16 protein-coding genes and 2 pseudogenes are annotated in these 18,468 nt (G+C 61.1%); 12 read left to right on the top strand and 6 right to left on the bottom strand.

Annotated features, from left to right (window positions below):
• Window positions 1-76 precede the first annotated feature (76 nt).
• Entirely contained in the window at window positions 77-1,276 is a 1,200-nt protein-coding gene (locus ACQR0U_RS26755) for a CaiB/BaiF CoA transferase family protein (protein WP_316172587.1), read from the top strand.
• On the opposite strand, the gene ACQR0U_RS26750 is transcribed toward ACQR0U_RS26755, so the two are convergent.
• Both ACQR0U_RS26750 and ACQR0U_RS26745 read right to left on the bottom strand, forming a co-directional pair.
• Window positions 1,273-1,950: a glutathione S-transferase family protein gene (locus ACQR0U_RS26750; protein WP_316169625.1), complete on the bottom strand. Its 678-nt coding sequence runs from the start codon at window positions 1,948-1,950 to the stop codon at window positions 1,273-1,275. The genes ACQR0U_RS26755 and ACQR0U_RS26750 overlap by 4 nt on opposite strands.
• Before the next feature lie 10 nt (window positions 1,951-1,960).
• The gene (locus ACQR0U_RS26745; RefSeq protein ID WP_316172586.1) at window positions 1,961-2,704 is read right to left on the bottom strand and encodes an SDR family NAD(P)-dependent oxidoreductase; all 744 of its coding nucleotides are present in this window, start codon (window positions 2,702-2,704) and stop codon (window positions 1,961-1,963) included.
• A 241-nt stretch (window positions 2,705-2,945) separates the two neighbouring features.
• Here ACQR0U_RS26745 and ACQR0U_RS26740 point away from each other — a divergent pair, with 241 nt between their 5' ends.
• The 11 genes and pseudogenes from ACQR0U_RS26740 to ACQR0U_RS26690 all read left to right on the top strand — a co-directional run bounded on the left by ACQR0U_RS26740 (window position 2,946) and on the right by ACQR0U_RS26690 (window position 13,302).
• Entirely contained in the window at window positions 2,946-3,683 is a 738-nt protein-coding gene (locus ACQR0U_RS26740; RefSeq protein ID WP_315714199.1) for an SDR family oxidoreductase, read from the top strand.
• A gap of 12 nt (window positions 3,684-3,695) precedes the next feature.
• Entirely contained in the window at window positions 3,696-4,877 is a 1,182-nt protein-coding gene (locus ACQR0U_RS26735) for an acyl-CoA dehydrogenase family protein (RefSeq protein ID WP_434872330.1), read from the top strand.
• Between the two features lie 24 nt (window positions 4,878-4,901).
• The gene (locus ACQR0U_RS26730; RefSeq protein WP_316169284.1) at window positions 4,902-6,041 is read left to right on the top strand and encodes an acyl-CoA dehydrogenase family protein; all 1,140 of its coding nucleotides are present in this window, start codon (window positions 4,902-4,904) and stop codon (window positions 6,039-6,041) included.
• Window positions 6,042-6,055: 14 nt separating this feature from the next.
• The gene (locus ACQR0U_RS26725; RefSeq protein ID WP_434842759.1) at window positions 6,056-7,240 is read left to right on the top strand and encodes an acetyl-CoA C-acyltransferase; all 1,185 of its coding nucleotides are present in this window, start codon (window positions 6,056-6,058) and stop codon (window positions 7,238-7,240) included.
• A gap of 19 nt (window positions 7,241-7,259) precedes the next feature.
• Complete coding sequence (locus ACQR0U_RS26720; protein ID WP_316172582.1) at window positions 7,260-8,264, top strand: NAD(P)H-dependent flavin oxidoreductase; 1,005 nt, start codon at window positions 7,260-7,262, stop codon at window positions 8,262-8,264.
• A 65-nt stretch (window positions 8,265-8,329) separates the two neighbouring features.
• Complete coding sequence (locus ACQR0U_RS26715) at window positions 8,330-9,160, top strand: enoyl-CoA hydratase-related protein (RefSeq protein ID WP_315827682.1); 831 nt, start codon at window positions 8,330-8,332, stop codon at window positions 9,158-9,160.
• Entirely contained in the window at window positions 9,157-9,867 is a 711-nt protein-coding gene (locus ACQR0U_RS26710) for an SDR family NAD(P)-dependent oxidoreductase (RefSeq protein ID WP_316169282.1), read from the top strand. Before ACQR0U_RS26715 ends, ACQR0U_RS26710 begins: the two co-directional genes overlap by 4 nt.
• A gap of 106 nt (window positions 9,868-9,973) precedes the next feature.
• Window positions 9,974-10,480, top strand: a pseudogene (locus tag ACQR0U_RS26705) (fumarylacetoacetate hydrolase family protein); the annotation flags it as partial.
• A gap of 99 nt (window positions 10,481-10,579) precedes the next feature.
• Entirely contained in the window at window positions 10,580-11,377 is a 798-nt protein-coding gene (locus tag ACQR0U_RS26700) for an enoyl-CoA hydratase/isomerase family protein (protein WP_434842760.1), read from the top strand.
• A gap of 1 nt (window position 11,378) precedes the next feature.
• A pseudogene (locus ACQR0U_RS26695) lies at window positions 11,379-12,643 on the top strand (CaiB/BaiF CoA transferase family protein).
• Between the two features lie 110 nt (window positions 12,644-12,753).
• The gene (locus ACQR0U_RS26690; protein ID WP_315768661.1) at window positions 12,754-13,302 is read left to right on the top strand and encodes a winged helix-turn-helix transcriptional regulator; all 549 of its coding nucleotides are present in this window, start codon (window positions 12,754-12,756) and stop codon (window positions 13,300-13,302) included.
• Window positions 13,303-13,383: 81 nt separating this feature from the next.
• Here the strand turns inward: ACQR0U_RS26690 and fabF are convergent, their stop codons facing one another.
• The 4 genes from fabF to ACQR0U_RS26670 are packed head-to-tail and all read right to left on the bottom strand — an operon-like array spanning window position 13,384 to window position 18,371.
• Window positions 13,384-14,646, bottom strand: a complete 1,263-nt coding sequence (fabF, locus tag ACQR0U_RS26685; RefSeq protein WP_315714210.1) for a beta-ketoacyl-ACP synthase II — start codon at window positions 14,644-14,646, stop codon at window positions 13,384-13,386.
• A gap of 13 nt (window positions 14,647-14,659) precedes the next feature.
• Window positions 14,660-15,514: an FAD binding domain-containing protein gene (locus ACQR0U_RS26680; RefSeq protein WP_316225914.1), complete on the bottom strand. Its 855-nt coding sequence runs from the start codon at window positions 15,512-15,514 to the stop codon at window positions 14,660-14,662.
• On the bottom strand, window positions 15,511-17,883 hold the full coding sequence (locus ACQR0U_RS26675) for a xanthine dehydrogenase family protein molybdopterin-binding subunit (protein ID WP_434842762.1): 2,373 nt from the start codon (window positions 17,881-17,883) through the stop codon (window positions 15,511-15,513). The genes ACQR0U_RS26680 and ACQR0U_RS26675 overlap by 4 nt, the downstream gene beginning before the upstream one ends.
• The gene (locus tag ACQR0U_RS26670) at window positions 17,880-18,371 is read right to left on the bottom strand and encodes a (2Fe-2S)-binding protein (RefSeq protein WP_315714213.1); all 492 of its coding nucleotides are present in this window, start codon (window positions 18,369-18,371) and stop codon (window positions 17,880-17,882) included. Before ACQR0U_RS26670 ends, ACQR0U_RS26675 begins: the two co-directional genes overlap by 4 nt.
• Between the last annotated feature and the right edge of the window lie 97 nt (window positions 18,372-18,468).

Raw genomic sequence — 18,468 nt, 5'->3', positions numbered from 1 at the left:
CGACACGAGATAATGCGGCCTGGCCGAAGGAGTTGGCGTAAAGGCCGGAAGAACCAGCCAGGGGAAGGGAAACGTCATGCCAGGGCCGCTTAGCGGAGTTCGTGTGCTCGATCTGACCGGTGTGGTATCAGGTCCGTTCGCGACGATGTTTTTGGCCGACCAGGGCGCCGACGTGATCAAGATCGAGCCGATTGGTGGCGACATCACCCGCCGCAGCCGCGCCACCATCGACAAGCGCGGTGAGTTCTCGGCGTTGTTCATCTCATCAAACCGTGGCAAGCGTTCGCTTGCGCTCGACGTCAAGAGCGAGGCCGGCCGCGAGGTGCTTGCCAAACTTGTCGCGCAATCCGACGTGCTGGTGCAGAATTTTCGGCCCGGCACGATGGAACGCCTCGGGCTCGGCGCCGCCGAGTTGCGCGGCCGCTATCCGCGGCTGATTTACGTTTCCATCAGCGGCGTCGGCGAAACCGGCCCTTATGTCAAGAAGCGCGTCTACGATCCGATCATTCAGGGTCTCTCGGGGTTCGCCGACATCCAGTCGCAGCCTGTGACGAACCGGCCACAGATGATCAGAACCATCGTTTGCGACAAGACCACGGCCGTCATGACGGCACAAGCGGTTGCAGCAGCGCTCTATGCGCGAGAGAAGAGCGGACAAGGGGATCACATCCAGGTCGCGATGCTGGATGCAATGATCTCTTACCTCTGGCCAGAAGGTATGATGCAATACACTGTGGTGGGCGCCGAGGCTGCTGCGGCCGATCCCAATGATCGCCCCGACCTCGTGTTCAAGACCAGCGACGGCTACATCACTTGCGGTACTATCTCGGACTCGGAATGGCAGGGGTTTTGTCGCGCGACAGGTGATCCGGAGCTTGGCACCGACCCACGTTTTGCGACGCCGGCGGCGCGTTCCGTCAATGCGACTGCTCGCATCAACAAGATGGCTGAATACATCGCGCAGCACAACACCGCCGAATGGCTGGAGCGGCTCGATGCAGCAGACGTCCCCTGCGCGCCGATCCTGCGCCGTGGGGAGATCATTCACAACGAGCAGGTGATTGCGCGCGATCTCATTGCCGAGTTGGACCAGCCCAGTGTTGGTCGCATTCGACAGCCCAAGCCGGCCGCTCGCTTCGAAGTCAATCCGGCTGCGATCGGTGGCCCTGCCCCCCGAATCGGTGAGCATTCGCGCGAGATCCTGGGTGCGCTCGGCTATGACAATGCCGCAATCGAGAAGATGGCGACCGAAAAATCGGTCCGGATCTCGGGTTAAGCCGGCGGAGCTTTTGGCAGCACCGGCGTAATCGGAACGAGCGGAATGTTAGCTTCCTGGCCGAGCCGATAGGCAGGCCGGGCGTGGATGCGCTCCAGATAGGGCAGGGCGTTATCGCAGACGCCCACCTCATAGGTGATCGCCCATTCGAGACACGTGGTCAGCAGGATATCGGCGCTGGTGAACTGATCGCCCATCAGGTATCGGCGTCCATCGGCAAGCGCGACCTCCACATGGCGCAATTGCTCGCGGAAATACTCGCCTGCCCTGGCGACGACTTCGGGAGCAATGCCGTAGATGGTGCCAAGCCCATCTGCCCGATGGCGCCGCATTACATAGAGGCTAGTGGAATCAAGCTCTGCAACGATGAAGAAGCACCATTCCAGCCAGGCAGCATAGTCGCGCTGCTTTTCTGGGATCAGCGCCCGGTCCCGCGTGGAGTAAGTGCGTGACAGGTACGCGACGATGGCGGCACTCTCGCCGATGCAGAAATCGCCGTCCTGTAGCAGCGGAACCTTCTGCCGCGGATTGAGCGCGGTATATTCCGCCGTCTTGGTTTCCCCAGTACGCGGCCCAATCGGCTTGCTCGTGTAGGCGAGACCGAGCTCGTACATCGCCCAGTGCGCCCGTACGGTCCGGCTGGTGCCTGCTCCCCACAGCGTCAGATTCGGCATGGTGTCCATCTCACCATTTCTCCGCGGAAGGACGGAGGTCGAGTTCATGGGTCCAGCCATCTCTGGTCTGCTCGTGCGCGAACCAATAGGCTTCCGCGATCGATGATGTTTTCGTCAGGCTGTCCGGTGGAATCTCGCTCGCCTCCATGCCTTTAGCCGCCTTCATTCGGGCATGGATCGCCGGGCTGTCGACGCCGGCATCGATAATGAGGTGCACCACGTGGATATTTTTTGGGCCCAATTCCCGGGCCATTGACTGCGCGACAGCGCGTAGACCGAATTTCGCGCTGGCGAAGGCCGCATAGCCCGTTCCGCCGCGGAGGCTGGCGGTCGCGCCGGTGAACAGGATGCTGCCCCGACCGCGCGATACCATGTAGCGTGCGGCCTCGCGGCCGACCAGAAATCCGGCGTAACAGGCGAGTTCCCACGCTTTAGAGAACAGCTTCTCGGTTGTCTCCAGTAAAGGCTTGTTGACGTTCGATCCGGCGTTGAAAAGGCAGACCTCGATTGGCCCGATCTCCTTCTCGATGCGCGCGAATATTTCCTGAACCCCGGATTCCTGGCGAGCATCGACACTAAAGGCGTGAATCCTGTGACCCGCCGCTCTCAGCTCCGCCACGAGCGCCTGCGATTTTGCTGCCTCCCGCCTGCAGATACAAACGGTATATCCGCCCTTCGCAAAGCGGCGGGCGACGGCCGCCCCGATCGCGTCGCCAGCGCCGACAAGTATCGCCACTCCGCGGGCTCTCGCCATCTCAATTCCTCCCCCATAAGTTCGTATTTGAAACTGTGTAAATAGACTGTGTCGACGATGCTGTAAACGGCGTCTGCGAGTGAGAGAACCAGTTTCGGTGCACAGGCCAGGTAAATCAATCTGAAAATGTCGATTGACTAGTTCTAAAAAAGAACGTTCAATCGTCGTTAGATGCGGTGACTGAGCGGGCTGCCGGCGCTAAGCCAAAGACGCCAGATCTAGCCTGATCGGAGGAAAAGCCATGCAAAAGCGGAGCGCGACCGTCGCTGTGATCGGCGCCGGTGACTATATCGGTGCCGAGATCGCGAAGAAATTTGCTTCGGAAGGCTTCACGGTCTTCGCCGGTCGCCGCAACGGGGACAAGCTGGAGCCCTTGGTCAAGGAAATCGAGAAGGCAGGAGGCGAGATTCATGCGCGTTCGCTCGACGCGCGCAAGGAAGATGAGATCGTTTCATTCCTCGGCGATGCCGACAAGCACGCTCCGCTCGAGGTCTGCATCTTCAACATCGGCGCCAATGTCAATTTTCCCATTCTCGACACCACTGAACGGGTGTTCCGCAAAGTTTGGGAAATGGCGTGCTATTCCGGCTTTCTCGCGGGGCGCGAAGCCGCGCGGCTGATGCTGCCCCGCGGCAAGGGCAACATCTTCTTCACAGGCGCGACCGCCAGTCTCCGCGGCGGAACGGGCTATGCGGCGTTCGCCAGCGCAAAGTTTGGCCTTCGCGCGGTTGCGCAGGCGATCGCACGCGAATTGGGCCCCAAGAACATCCACGTCGCGCACCTCGTCATCGATTCCGGCGTCGATACCGAATGGGTTCGCCAGAGACGGATCGAGGCGCTTGGGCCGAATGCACTGGACAATCCCGACCTGCTGATGCCCCCAGCCTCCGTCGCAGAATCGTATTGGCAGCTCTATCAACAGCCCCGCAGCGCGTGGACGTTCGAGATGGAAATTCGACCGTTCGGCGAAAAGTGGTAACGAGGCCTTTCGATGGAGCTTGAGCTTTCGAAAGAGGATGCTGCTTTCCGCGATGAAGTGCGTGCATTCATCGTGGAGCACTATCCGCAGGAAATGCGGGTGCCGAACCCGGAGACCGACCTGACCAAGGAGCAGACGCTCCTTTGGCATCGCATCCTCTACAAGAAGGGCTGGATCGCGCCGCTGTGGCCGAAGGAATATGGTGGGCCCGGCTGGTCGATCACGCAGCGCTTCATCTTCGAGCAGGAAACCAGCCGAGCCGGGACGCTGCCGCCTTTGGCATTCAGCGTCACCATGGTCGGGCCCGTCATCTACACTTTCGGTAGCAAGGCGCAGAAGGAGAAATTCCTGCCGCGCATTCTCTCCGGCGAGGACTGGTGGTGTCAGGGCTATTCGGAGCCCGGCTCAGGATCGGACCTTGCGTCGGTCAGAACCAAGGCCGTACGTGATGGCGACCATTACGTCGTCAACGGCCACAAGACCTGGACGACGCTGGCGCAGCACGCCGACTGGATCTTTTGCCTGGTGCGGACCGACCCGGCGGCCAAACCGCAGGCCGGCATATCCTTTCTCCTGATCGATATGAAATCGCCCGGCGTGACCGTGCGCCCGATCATCACCATCGACGGCAGCCACGAGGTCAATGACGTCTTCCTGGAAAATGTCCGCGTTCCGATCGAAAACCTGATCGGTGAGGAGAATAAGGGCTGGACCTACGCAAAATTCCTGCTCGGAAACGAGCGCACCAGTATGGCTGGCATCGGCCGTTCGACGCGCTACCTGGATCGGCTGAAGCAAATCGTGAAGGCCGAGATTCCCGAAGAAGATCCGACGTATCTCGAATTCGTGCGGGATATCGCACGGATCGAGCTGGACGTGTTGGCCTTGGAAGCAACCGAGCTTCGCGTGGTGGCACAAATGGCCCGCGGGATCGATCCAGGCGCCGCCGCGTCGTTGTTCAAGATTCGGGGTACGGAGATCTTCCAGAACATCACCGAGCTGACGCACCGGGCAATCGGTAATTACGGTCTGGCGATCCGGGAGCATCCCGTCAGTGCCAACCACTTCATGCCGGGCCCGGCCTACGGTCACACTGCGTCCGAGAAGTACCTGAATTCACGCAAGCTCTCGATCTACGGCGGATCGAACGAGATCCAGCGCAACATCATCGCCAAGGCCGTGCTCGGACTTTAGGCCGAGCGGAGTACGGGGGATCGGATGGATATTCAGTTCACGGAAGAGCAGGAACTATTGCGGTCCAGCGTGCAGCGGCTTCTGCGGGATCGATACGACTTTGAAGCGCGTCGCAAGATCGTAGCCAGCGAAGAAGGCTTCAGTCGCAAGCACTGGGCCTCGTTCGCCGAACTCGGCCTGCTTGCCGCACCTTTTTCGGAGGATGCGGGCGGCCTCGGCGGTGGTCCCCTGGCGACCATGATCGTGATGAGGGAATTCGGCCGTCACCTCGTGGTCGAGCCATTTTTGGAGACGGTCGTTCTGGCCGGCGGCCTGATCGAGAGTGAAGCCTCGCCTGCACAGAGGGATCAGTTCATTCCCAACATCATCTCCGGGAAATCAATCTGGGCGCTGGCCTGGGCAGAAAAGGGCTCGCGCTACGATTTCGCTGACGTCACAACAACGGCGCGCCGCGAAGGTAGTGACTATGTCCTGAACGGCGAAAAGGCGGTCGCGATCGCGGCCCCCTGGGCGGATTACCTGATCGTCTCAGCACGCACCTCGGGCCACCGTCTCGACTCGGAAGGCGTCAGTCTGTTCATCGTTGATCGTCGCGCCGCCAATCTTCACCTGCAAGGCTTCAAGACGATCGACGGCCGCCGAGCGGCCGAGGTCAGCCTCAAGGACGTGCGCGTCGGCAACGATAGCTTGCTAGGCGAAGAAGGAGGGGGCGCCGCCGCGCTAGAAGCGATTTCCGAACGCGTCATTGGCGCGCTGTGTGCCGAGGCCGTCGGCGCGATGGCCGAATTGAACTCGGCGACGCTGGAATACACCAAGACGCGAAAACAGTTCGGCGTGGCGCTCGGCACCTTCCAGGTTTTGCAGCATCGGATGGTAGACATGTTCATCGCGCATCAGGAAGCGGTGTCCCTGATGCAGCATCTCAACTTAGGTCTGGCGGCAAACGAATCGGGCCTATCGAGACTGGCGTCGGGAGCCAAGGCAAAGGTCGGCTACGCCGCTAGATTCGTGGCCGATCAGGCCGTGCAACTGCATGGCGGCATGGGCATGAGCGACGAGCTCAATGTCGGCCACTACTTCAAGCGGATTTCTTCCATCAACATCCAGTACGGCGATCCCGCATTCCATGTTCTGCGCTATGCGCAGACCGATGCGGCCGCATAAAACAGAGGCAAAATATGACAGAAGCAGTCATCGTATCGACCGCGCGCACCGGGGTCGGGAAGGCCTATCGCGGGGCGCTGAACAACACCGACGGACCGACCATGGCGGGCCATGTGATCGCGGAAGCCGTCAGGCGCGCCAAGATCGAGCCCGGCGAAGTCGAGGACATCGTGATGGGTTGCGCGATGCAGCAGGGCACCATGGTTATGAACGTCGCCCGCAAAGGCGCGATCCGTGCCGGATTGCCGGTGACGGTTGCCGGCACGACCATTGATCGGCAATGCGCATCCGGCTTGCAGGCCATCGCGGTCGCCGCGCGCTCGATCATGCTTGACGGCGTCGATGTCGCCATCGGAGGCGGCATCGAATCCATCAGCCTCGTCCAGAACGAGTATATGAACAAGTTTCACGCTGTCGACGCCGATTTGATGGCGATGAAGCCGGAAATGTACATGTCGATGCTGGAGACTGCCGAAGTGGTCGCCGAGCGCTACAAGATCGGGCGCGACCGCCAGGATGAATATTCGCTCGACTGCCAGCGTCGCGTCGGAGCCGCGCTGCAGGGTGGGCGCTTCAGTGACGAGATCGTTCCGATCACGACGAAAATGGCTGTCGTCGACAAGGACACCAAGGAGATCTCCTACCAGGAGGTTACCCTGGCAAAAGACGAAGGTCCGCGCCCGGAGACCACGGCCGAGGGCTTGGCCAAAATCAAGCCGGTGTTCGAAGGCAAGACCATCAGTGCTGGCAATGCCAGCCAGCTCTCCGATGGCGCGTCGGCTTGCGTAATCATGAGCGACAAGATTGCTGCAAAGAAGGGAATCCAACCACTTGGTATTTTCCGCGGCTTCGTCGCCGCGGGTGTCGAGCCCGACGAGATGGGTGTCGGGCCGGTGGCCGCGATCCCTCGCTTGTTGAAACGGCACGGCTTGCGAATCGACGATATCGATCTGTGGGAGCTGAACGAGGCCTATGCGGTTCAGGTGATCTACTGCCGCGACAAGCTGGGCATTGATCCGGACAAATTGAACGTCAATGGTGGGGCGATCGCCATCGGCCACCCCTATGGCATGACGAGCTCGCGACTGGCCGGCCATATCCTGATCGAGGGCCGGCGCCGCAAAGCGAAATTCGGCGTGGTGACGATGTGCATCGGCGGCGGTATGGGTGCGGCCGGGCTTTTCGAGATCGTGCACTGATCGGAAACTGGAGGCTTACGTGAAGACAGCTATCACTGAACTATTTGGCATCCAGCATCCGATTATTCAGGGCGGCATGCATTATGTCGGCTTTGCCGAACTGGCTGCAGCGGTGTCCAACGCCGGCGGCCTTGGCATCATCACCGGCTTGACGCAGAAGACGCCGGAGCTGTTGGCCAAGGAGATCGCGCGCTGCCGCGATATGACGGACAAGCCGTTCGGCGTAAACCTCACCTTCCTGCCGACCTTTTCGGCGCCACCCTATCCCGAATACATTCAAGCCATCGCCGAAGGCGGCGTCAGGGCCGTCGAGACCGCGGGCCGCAGTCCCGAGCAATACATGCCAGCGCTCAAGGCGGCCGGCATCAAGGTGATCCACAAGTGCACGTCCGTCCGGCATTCGCTCAAAGCCCAGGAAATCGGGTGCGACGCCGTCAGCGTCGACGGTTTCGAATGCGGCGGTCATCCCGGCGAAGACGACATGCCCAACATGATCCTGTTGCCGCGCGCCGCCGATGAGCTGTCGATCCCATTCGTGGCGTCGGGCGGCATGGCGGATGCCCGCAGCCTAGTCGCGGCGCTGGCGATGGGCGCGGCAGGCATCAATATGGGCACGCGTTTCATCGCTACCAAGGAAGCGCCGGTGCACGACAACGTCAAGAACGCGCTGTTGGAAGCTACCGAACTCGACACCCGCCTTGTAATGCGCAACTTGCGCAACACCGAGCGTGTGTTGAAGAACAAGGGCGTCGATCGCCTGCTAGAGATCGAGCGTGAAAAGGGCAAGAGCCTGAAGATCGAGGACATCCTCGACCAGGTCGCGGGCGTCTACCCCAGGGTCATGATCGATGGCGACATGGATGCCGGGGCCTGGAGCTGCGGCATGGTCGTCGGCCTCATCCATGACATTCCAACGGTGAAGGAACTGATCGATCGCATCATGACCGATGCGGATGCGATCATCCGTCAGCGACTAACCGGCTTCCTCGACGCCGACGAAAATTCCGTCCGAAAGGGGGCTTGAGGCGACAGACGTCCGCTAACGAGGTGGCGGATTGCTGATGGTCCTGGGCCGGGAGGCTGCGTATCATGACCGATGGATCAATTTCGATCGACACTGGAACGAACGAACTACTCTGTTCGGTCCGAGATCGCGTTGCCATTATCACGCTGAACCGGCCCGAAGCGCGGAATTCACTATCGGACCACTTGACGCCGGCGCTGCGCCGGATGATCAGGCAAACTGGCAGCGATCCTGATGTCGGCGCTCTGCTGATCACCGGCGCCGGCACCGCGTTTTGCTCCGGCGGTGATGTCAAGGGTATGGGCACAAAGTCGTCCACGAGGCCCATGGCCTATGGAGACAAGGTCGTACGCCTGCTGGAAGGGCAGCGGACGCTGACCGGGGCGCTTGTTTCTGTCCGCAAGCCAACGATCGCGGCGCTTCCGGGGCCGGCCGCCGGCGCCGGCCTTGCCATCGCGCTTGCTTGCGATATCCGGATTGCCTCCGAATCTGCCTTAATGACTACTGGTTATGCCAAGATTGCATTGACCGGAGACTACGGAATTTCCTGGCTGCTGACCCGGTTGGCCGGAACGGCGCGCGCGCGAGAGCTGATGTATTTGTCAGAACGGATCGATGCCCGCCGCTGCGAGGCGTTGGGCCTTGTCAACCGCGTAGTACCCGATGCAGATCTGCTAAGCGAAGCGTTTGTCATCGCAAGAACACTCGCGAATGGTCCGGCCCATGCGTATGCAGCGATCAAAGACAATCTCGATCTGGCGCTGTCGACAGATTTTGTGACATCGCTGGACCATGAAGCCAAAAACATGGTCATGGCGGCGGAGACTGCACAGCATGCTGAAGCCGTAAAGGCGTTCATCGAGAAGCGCGCGCCTGATTTTCGAGGCATTCCATGAAGACAGCAATTGTCATCGGAGTGGGCCCAGAGCGGGGACTGGGGGCCCAGTTGTGCAAGAGATTCGCCGCTGAAGGTTTGAGGGTGATAGTCGCCGGCCGTACGAAACTCGCGCTCGAGACGATCGCAAATGACATTACCTCATCGGGCGGACAGGCTCTCCCGATAGTGGCGGATGCGACGAACGAAGCCGATGTAGTAGCAATGTTCGACAGAGCCGGCGATGAACTCGATCTGGCGATCTATAATGCGGGCAACAACACACCCGGACGTATTCTGGAGATGGAAGCGGGGTACTTCGAGCAAAGCTGGCGTGTCGTCTGCTTCGGTGGGTTCCTGTTTGGCCGCGAGGCCGTTCGCCGCATGCTGCCGAACAAGGCCGGCACGCTTTTGTTTACCGGCGCCAGTGCTTCGCTGCGCGGAAAAGCGGGGTATGGCGCGTTCAATTCGGCGAAAGCTGGCCTGCGGATTCTCGCGCAGGCCATGGCAAAGGAATATGCCAGCGAAGGGATCCATGTAGGGCACGTCGTTGTCGACGGAGCCATCGCCGGTGACAAGATCTTCAAGCGCATACCCGACGCAGCCCAGCGGGAGAACAGCCTGGTCAGTATCGAGGGCATAGTCGACGCATTTGCGTTCCTCTACCGGCAATCACCGCGAGCATGGTCGTTTGAAGTTGATGTCCGTACCTCCCAGGAAAGGTGGTGATCGCCGTCAAGCCGGTGCCTCATTCATGGGAGGCGGGCCCGTGGGCACCTGAAATTTCTCAGCGTCATGACGTGCAATTGCAAGCCGTGGCCTATGCTCCGCTTCACGGTGCAGGAAGGTGATGGACTACGAACTGGCGTTCGGATTCGTCACTAAGCGTAAAGGCGCGAACATGGCTGCGAAGGCGCGCGATCACATATTTGGCTACACGATTTTCAATGATTTTTCCACGCGAGATGTCCAGCTCATAGAGATGGCAGGCCGGCTCGGGCCGGCCAAGGGTAAAAGCTTTGATGGGGGCAATGTGCTGGGACCCTGGATCGTCACGCCTGACGAAATTGACGACTCCTACAAACTCAGGATGGAAGCTCGCGTGAACTGAGAACTTCGTTCTCAAGGTACCAGCGAAGGCGTGCTTTTCTCGTTCGAGGAAATCATTGCACACGTCACCCTGGATGAGACGTTGATGCCCGGCGAGTTCATCGAGTCCGGCACGGTTGGCAATGGCTGCGGCCTCGAACTCGGCTGGTACCTCGAGCATGGAGAGAGCATTGAGCTCGAAGTCGAGAAGATCGGCATCCTGAAGAACCGCGTGGAACGCCGGACTGGTTGATATCGATGACGACTTGCAAAACGCAAGTCATCATGTATTGTGCCTGCAAGGGCCGGAGTGTGCATCTGCAGGTGCGGGGCCGGAAAACAGGAGGCAACTTTGTCCGAGGAAGCGATGGTTGCGCGCGAGGAGCGTGGCAATATCTCCGTTTTGACGATGGTTTACCGGCCGTACAATCTGCTCGGCCCGAAGCTCATCAACGCTATCGTGGAGCAGGTGGAAGCATCGCGAAAGGCGGGTAGCCGTGCCATCGTGATCAGAAGCGGATTGCGCCACTTTTCTGCCGGCGCCGACCTGGACATCTTTGACAAGCGCGTAGCGGCGGGCACATCTGATCAGAGCGGTGAAAATCGGCTGCTGAGCGGCGTCGAGTTCCTCCGCTTCATGGAATTATTGCCGATTCCGTTGATCGCCAGCGTTCATGGCGTTTGCCTCGGCGGCGGGCTCGAGCCCGCGCTGTCATGCGACTATGTCATCGCGGCTTCGTCAGCAAAGATCGGCTCGGTCGAGGCGACGCTTGGGTTGCATCCGCTACTTGGCGGAATCCAGCGGCAAGTTCAGCGGATCGGGGCACAGCGAGCCAAAGAGATGTCGATGCTGGCACGGCGCTACGATGCGCCGACATTGGAGAAGTGGGGCCTGATTAATCTTACCGTGCCCGAGGAATCCTTGGAAAAGGCGACGATGTCTATCGCGGAGGAGTTCGCGCAGGGGCCGACGGTAGCGCACGCGGCGACCAAGGAGCTTGTGCATATTGCGGTCAACGACGGTGTGGTGGCGGCAGACGAAGCGATGGCAAGAGTGCAGGCGCCGATCTGGGCATCGGAAGATCTGAAAACCGGTCTTGCGTCATTCCGCAAGAACGGCCCGGGTCTCGCCAAGTTCGCGGGGCGCTGACATGGGCGGTCCTCTCAACGGAATCCGTGTCGTCGACTTCTCCCGTGTGTTGGCAGGCCCCTTATGCGCGCGAACCTTGCAGGATCTCGGTGCCGAGGTCATCAAGGTGGAGCCGCCAAGCCCGGACGTCTCACGCTTCGCGTTTCCCTCAACCGACGGGATGTCGGGCTATTACGCGCAGCAGACGCCGGTAAACGCAACGTCAGCATCAATCTCAATGTTCCCGGTGCTTATGAACTCGCACTGAAGCTCTGCGATACCGCCGATGTCTTCGTGGAAAACTTCCGCGCGGGCACGCTTGGCTTCTTCGGCCTTGATTATGAAACCCTGTCCAAGCGCAATCCGCGATTGGTATATGCCTCGATCACCGGCTATGGCCAGGGCGGACCCTGGCGCAGCCGGATGGCCTATGCGCCGACCGTGCAGGCCGAGGCCGGCTTCACCGAAAACAGCATTCGTCACTATGGAGAGGCGTTGACTGAACCGCGCACGGACAGCCTCTCGCACGCGGACGTCTACGCCGGCCTGCAGGCCACCATCGCGATTCTTGGCGCGCTGAATAGCCGCCAAAGGACAGGTCAGGGCCAATATATCGATGTCGCGATGGCTGCGACACTGCTCGCGGTCAACGAACGTGCACATGTCGATCTTTCCGACGATGATATTGGAGCCGAGCCCGCCGTGCTCGGCGCGACGGACTGCTCATTCTTTACCGGACCTAATGGAGAGCATTTCACGGTTGCGACGAGCATTATCGGCAGCCGGACCTTCCCATCCTGGCTGCGCGCGATGCGTCGCGTGGATTTGATGGACGACCCGCGCTTTGCGAGCGCGGCCGCGCGTCGCTTGAATTTCGGTGTGCTGCACCAGATCATCCAGTCGTGGATCTTGACCTTCCCCGACATGGCGACGCTCGATGCCCAATTCGACGAAGCCAAGATCGCGATGGGCGAGATCCGCTCGATCAAGGAACTAAGCGCGTCGGAATGGAGCGATTATTGGGGCGCAGTGCAGCACGTGCCGGACCGCAGCGGCGGCGAATATCGACTGCCGGGTCGGCCGTGGCGGTTCTCGGCGGAGGAGTTGAAGCCGATCGGAGCACCTGCGTTCCAGGGAGAGCACAATTTCGAGGTGTTCAGCGAACTGGGCGTGAGCCAGGAGGAACTGAGACGCTTGAGCGAAGCGGGTGTGCTGGTCACGCATCCCCGCGCTCTGGAGCCCGAGATTGGCGTCAAGCCGCCGGCCGAGTCGGGCCGTGCGGCCTGAGATACGAGAGAACCATTCGGCTGCGAAGGTTTGCAACCCCCTAGCTGGCACTGGACATACTGGGATTCGGCTCAATATGGTATGAGCGGAATTCGAAGCTTAGGAAAACGATGTCCGGTGCGAAGCAGAGCCGTCTTGCCAATAAGGAATGCTCCATGGCCCGCGCCATGGAGGTGGTCGGCGACCGCTGGTCCATCCTGATTCTCCGTGAAGCCTATTATGGCGTGAAGCGGTTCGATGAGTTCGAACACTACATTGGCATTGCTCCCAATATCTTGAGCAATCGCTTGAAGAAGTTCGTCGATGCTGGTGTGATGACGCGCGTGCCGCTGCCCGAACATTCCGGACGATACGAGTACGTGCTGACCGAGAAGGGGCGCGCTTTCTTTCCGGCCTACCTGGCTCTCAAGAAGTGGGGCGATGATTGGCTCGCAGAGCCTGAGGGACCGCAGGTCGTCTTCCGCGATCGTGTCGCTGGGCGCCCGATTGAATTTCCCGTACTGCGGACGTCCAGCGGCAAGCCTCTGCGGCTCGAGGACGTCGAAGTCGTGCCGGGCTCGGGCGCCGTTCCCTTCAATCGCAAGCGATTTGGTGGCACGGCTTCTGCGGAAGCCTCGGCTGGTGTGAGGGCAAGCGCCCAAAGACGAAAGCGGAAGTAGCGGCTTGCCAAGATGTGGCTAAGGCGGCCGGGAGAACGCAGCAGCCGTGGCCCGCTCCGCTTTTACCGGAGCTGAACCCCGCTACTGCCAGCGCCGAAAGATGATGCTCGCGTTGACGCCTCCAAAGCCGAAACCGTTGGAGATCGCATGCTCCATCGTCATGGGCCGGGCCTGACCGGCGACAAGGTCGACACCTGCCGCGGCGGCATCGCAAGTTTCGAGATTGAGAGTAGGTGGCGCGACCTGATCGCGCAGTGCCAGAATCGTGAAGATTGCTTCCGCTCCGCCGGCCGCTCCGAGCAGATGGCCAGTTGCGGATTTGGTGGCACTCACGGCAATCTGCCCCTCGCGGCCGAAGACCGCCTTGATCGCCTCCAGTTCGGAAACATCGCCAACTGGCGTTGACGTGGAATGCGCGTTGAGGTGCTGGACGTCACCGGGTTTGAGGCCGGCCTGCCGCAATGCGCCTTCCATGGCGCGGCGCGCACCGTCGCCGTCCTCGGGCCCTGACGTGATGTGGTACGCATCTGCCGTCGTTCCGTAGCCGACGATTTCCGCAATCGGCTTTGCGCCGCGGCGGATCGCATGCTCCAGCTCTTCTATGACCAGGACGCCCGCGCCTTCGCCCATGACAAAGCCGTCGCGATCACGGTCGAAGGGACGGGAAGCGCGGGCGGGCGTTTCATTGAAGCCGGTCGAAAGCGCACGCGCAGCGGCGAACCCGCCCAGGCTCACGAGATCGATGCAGGCTTCCGAACCGCCGCAAACCGCGGCGTCGGCTTCTCCAGATCGGATCAGGCGTGCGGCATCGCCGATTGCCTGCACGCTCGCGGCGCAGGCGGTGACCGGCGCGCCGATGGGACCCTTGAAGCCGTAGCGGATCGAGATGTGGCCAGCCGCGAGATTTGCGAGAAAGGACGGCACGGTGAAAGGCGAGAGACGCCGGACCCCGCGCTGGTCTGTGGTGCGGACCGCTTCCACGATCGCCGGAAAGCCTCCGATGCCGGAAGCGATCACTGTTGCCGTGCGCTCGAGCGAATGCGCATCGGACGGAGTCCATTCCGCCTGGGCAATGGCCTCGGCCGCGGCGGCAAGCGCGAACAGGATGAAGCGATCCATCCTTCGCTGATCCTTAGGCGCGACGGTCAGATCCGGATCGAATCCGCCCTCTTGATCTTTGGCCCTTGTCGGCACCATTCCTGCGACCCGCGCCGGCAGGGCCGCCGCCCACTCGGGAAGGGCGGCAAGCCCCGAACGGGCCGCGAGCAGCCGTGACCACGCCAGCTCGCTGCCGCAACCCACCGGCGATACCAATCCCAATCCCGTAACGACGACTCGGCGCATCACGGATTCCGTCTCACAAGGAAAGCGCAAGTAGCGCGCGTCTGGTCTCGGTCCGGATCAGATTCGCCCGATACTCCGCTGAAGCGTAGCGATCCGAGAGGCATTCGGTGGTCTCGCTCAGCAATGTGGCCGCCTGGTCGATATTCTCCCGCGACAACGTCTTTCCGGTCAGGAAATCGGCAGCGGCCTGGCCGGCGAAAGCGTGGTTCGCCGCGCCTGTCACGCCGAGGGAGACCTCGGCCACCACGCCGTCTCGCATGCGCACGCCGACCGCAATGCCCACGACAGCAAAGCCGCTCGCGGGATGCCGGATCTTTCGGTATATGAAGCGCATGCCGGCTGTCGGCCGCGGGATATGAATGCTGGTGAGAACCTCGTCCGGTTCCAGCACAGTAGAAAAGATATCGACAAAGAAATCCTGCGCCGCGACCCGTCTGTGGCCGTTCGCGCCGGCGATCTCGATCTCTGCCTTCAGCGCGACGACGACCGCCGGCCAGTCAGCTGCCGGATCGGCATTCGCAAGCGAGCCGCCGATCGTGCCACGGTTACGCACCTGGGGATCGGCTATCAGACTCGCCGCCTGGCGAAAGATGGGCAATTCCTCGAACAGCGTCTCTGATGCAAGCAGGTCGGCATGCCGCGTCAGCGCGCCGATCCTGACTCCGGCTTTGCCGATCTCGATGCCCTTGAGCTCGGTGATGCCTCCGATATCGATCAGAAGTTCGGGCGACGCCAGCCGCAGCTTCAGGGCCGGAAGCAAGGTATGGCCACCGGCCAGGAGCTTCGTTCCGTCGGGATCTTCCCGCAGCAGATCGATGGCCTGGGCGAGCGAAGCCGCGCGGACATAGTTGAAGGCTGCCGGGATCATTGGAGTTCTCCCGAGCGCGCCTCTTGTACCGCCTTCCAGATTCGCGGCGGCGTCAGCGGCATATCGAGATGTTTGATACCGAACGGTGACAACGCATCGAGTACGGCGTGGACCATGCAGGGGGGCGCCGCGATCGAGCCACTCTCGCCGATGCCCTTGACGCCAATCGGATTGGTCGGCGAGGGCGTCTCCTGGAACTGCGAGCGGATGTTCGGCACGTGCTCGGCGCGCGGAACGGCATAGTCGAGCAGTGAGCCGGTCAGGAGTTGTCCATTGTCTGGATCGTAGCTGACCTCTTCATAGAGCGCCTGCGCGATGCCCTGCACGACGCCACCATGAATCTGGCCCGCCGCGAGACGTGGATTGATCAGGGTGCCGACGTCGTCAACCGCGACATAGTCGAGAATGTCGACGATGCCAGTCTCAGGATCGACCTCGACGTAGGTGAGGTGGACGCCTGACGGCGAGCCCATACCGGTTGGGTCGTAAAACTCCGTTTCGTCCAGGCCCGGTGTAACGCCATCCGGCAGCTTGTGGCCGACATAAGCCATGCGGGCCACCTTCGAGAACGTTAACGGCGCGATATCCGTGCCAGGCACGCTGAACGCACCGGCGGAATAGGAAACGTCCTTCTCATCCACTTCCAGCATGCTCGCCGCGATCTTCTTTGCTTTGGCCACGACGCGCTGCGAGCACACATGCACACTGGATCCGCCGACCGCCATCGAGCGGGAATTGAACGTGCCGTGGCCGGCCTGCACTTGCCGCGTGTCCCCCTGCACGATGTCGATGTCCTCAACGGGAATCTGCAGCACGTCCGCGGCAATCTGCGACAGCGACGTGATATGGCCCTGACCCTGGCTCATCGAGCCTGAATAGATCGTAGCCCGGCCGCTGGAATCGATGCTGACCCGCGCACTTTCCCAGCCGCCGCGATCAAATCCGCTGAGCGCCAGCCGCCGCGACGGCGCCATGCCACACATATGCGTATAAGCGGCGATGCCGACGCCGCGATAGACACCGCTGGCCCGCAAGGCATCACATTCCTTTCGGCGCCCTTCGTAGTCGAAGGCGGCAAGCGCCTTGTCCAGCAGTCCCTGATAATTACCGCTGTCGTACATCACGCCCGTGCTGCCATACGGTCGATACGGAAATTCCGCTGCTTGAACGAAATTCTTCCGCCGCACCTCGACCTGGTCGAGATGAAGGTGACGCGCGACCGCATCGATCGCCCGCTCGGCGATATAGGCGCCCTCTGGCCGTCCATAGCCGCGATAGGCATCCACCGGCACCGTATTGGTGACAACGACTCGGGATATCGCCTCGTAGTTATCGATCTTATAGGTTCCGGTACCGAAGTTGACGGTGTTCACGGTGGGACCGCCGCTCGCCATGTTCGACAGATAGGCGCCGACATTACCAAGGGTCTCGACTTTCAGGCCCAGGATCTTGCCGTCGTTTTTGAACGCGATCTCGATATTTTCCGTGTGCGCGCGACCGTGGCTGGTCGATTGATGGCTTTCGGAGCGGCTTTCCCACCATTTGACTGGCACGCCGAGCTCGCGTGCGAGATAGGGGCAGAGCAAGTCTTCGGGGTAGAGGTGCATTTTGGCGCCAAACCCACCTCCGATATCAGGCGCGATCACCCGCAACTGATGCTCGGGAATACGAACCGTCTCGGCGATCCAGCGCCGGTGCATGTGCGGAACTTGGCTGCCAATATAGACCGTCAGCGTCCCGTCTGGCTCCGGCGTGGCAACGATCGCGCGCGTTTCCATGCAGGTCGGGATCAGGCGGTTGTTGACGACGCGCAGTCCGATGACCTGATCGGCCTCGTGGGCGGCCTTCTGGTAGTCGCCGCCACGCACCTTGTAGATCGTAGTGATGTTGCCGGGAACGTTGTCATGAAGTTGCGGCACGTCCTGCCGGATTGCGGTCTCTTCGTCGATCACGGCAGGCAGCACTTCGTAACCGACGTCGATCAGCCCGACGGCGTCGTAGGCTTCGGCCAACGTTTCCGCCACTACCAGCGCTACGCATTCGCCGACAAAGCGGACGCGGTCGGTCGCGACTACAGGGCGGAACGGCACCTTGCTGCCCGGAAGAACCCAGTTCGGAACAATCGGGCCAATCTTGCCGGCGAGCGCCATCCCGGAAAGGACCAAGCGAACCCCTGGTGCGGCTTTTGCTGCAGAGAGATCGACGCTTCTAATCTCGGCGTGGGCGTGCGGCGATCGCAGTACCGCCATGTGCAGCATGCCCGGCAGCCTGACGTCATCGACGTAGCGGCCCTTGCCAGCGAGCAGCTTGAAATCTCCGCGCCGCTTTAAGGGCCGACCGATATGGCGGATCGCAGGCGTGTCGTTCAAGGCTGCTGCTCCTTCGCTGCGAGGCTTTCAACGGCGCGGACAATGTTGTGATAGCCGGTGCAGCGGCAGATATTGCCGGCAAGTCCATGGCGGATGTCGTGCTCGCCGGGATTGGGATGATCCCTCAGGAGCTGCCGTACGCTCATCACCATGCCCGGCGTACAGAAGCCGCATTGCAGCGCGTGATGTTCGTGAAAGGCGGCCTGAACGGCGCTGAGTTCGCCACCGGGATCGGTCAATCCCTCGACCGTGGTGATCGACGCGCCGTCCGCCGTCACGGCCAGTACCGTGCAGGATTTGACCGCCAGTCCATCGATTTCGACGGTGCAGGCACCGCATTGGGAGGTGTCGCAGCCGACATGGGTGCCGGTGAGGCCAAGATCCTCCCGGATCAGATGGACCAGCAACTTTCGCGCTTCAACGAAAACCGTCTTGCGCGATCCGTTTATCTCGAATGTCACCAAGTGCCGGCTGTGAGGGTCGGGCATTTATCCTCCTGGGATCGGCGCGCGGTTTTTGTTATCCAATAGTCACTCTAATAATAAGAGTGACAAAAATGCAAGACATTTCTTGTCGATGTTCGCG

This window comes from Bradyrhizobium sp. HKCCYLRH3097 (assembly GCF_051167875.1).
Lineage (GTDB): Bacteria > Pseudomonadota > Alphaproteobacteria > Rhizobiales > Xanthobacteraceae > Bradyrhizobium.
The sequence above is the reverse complement of the archived record's forward strand: the minus strand, read 5'-3'. Positions and strand labels throughout refer to the sequence as shown.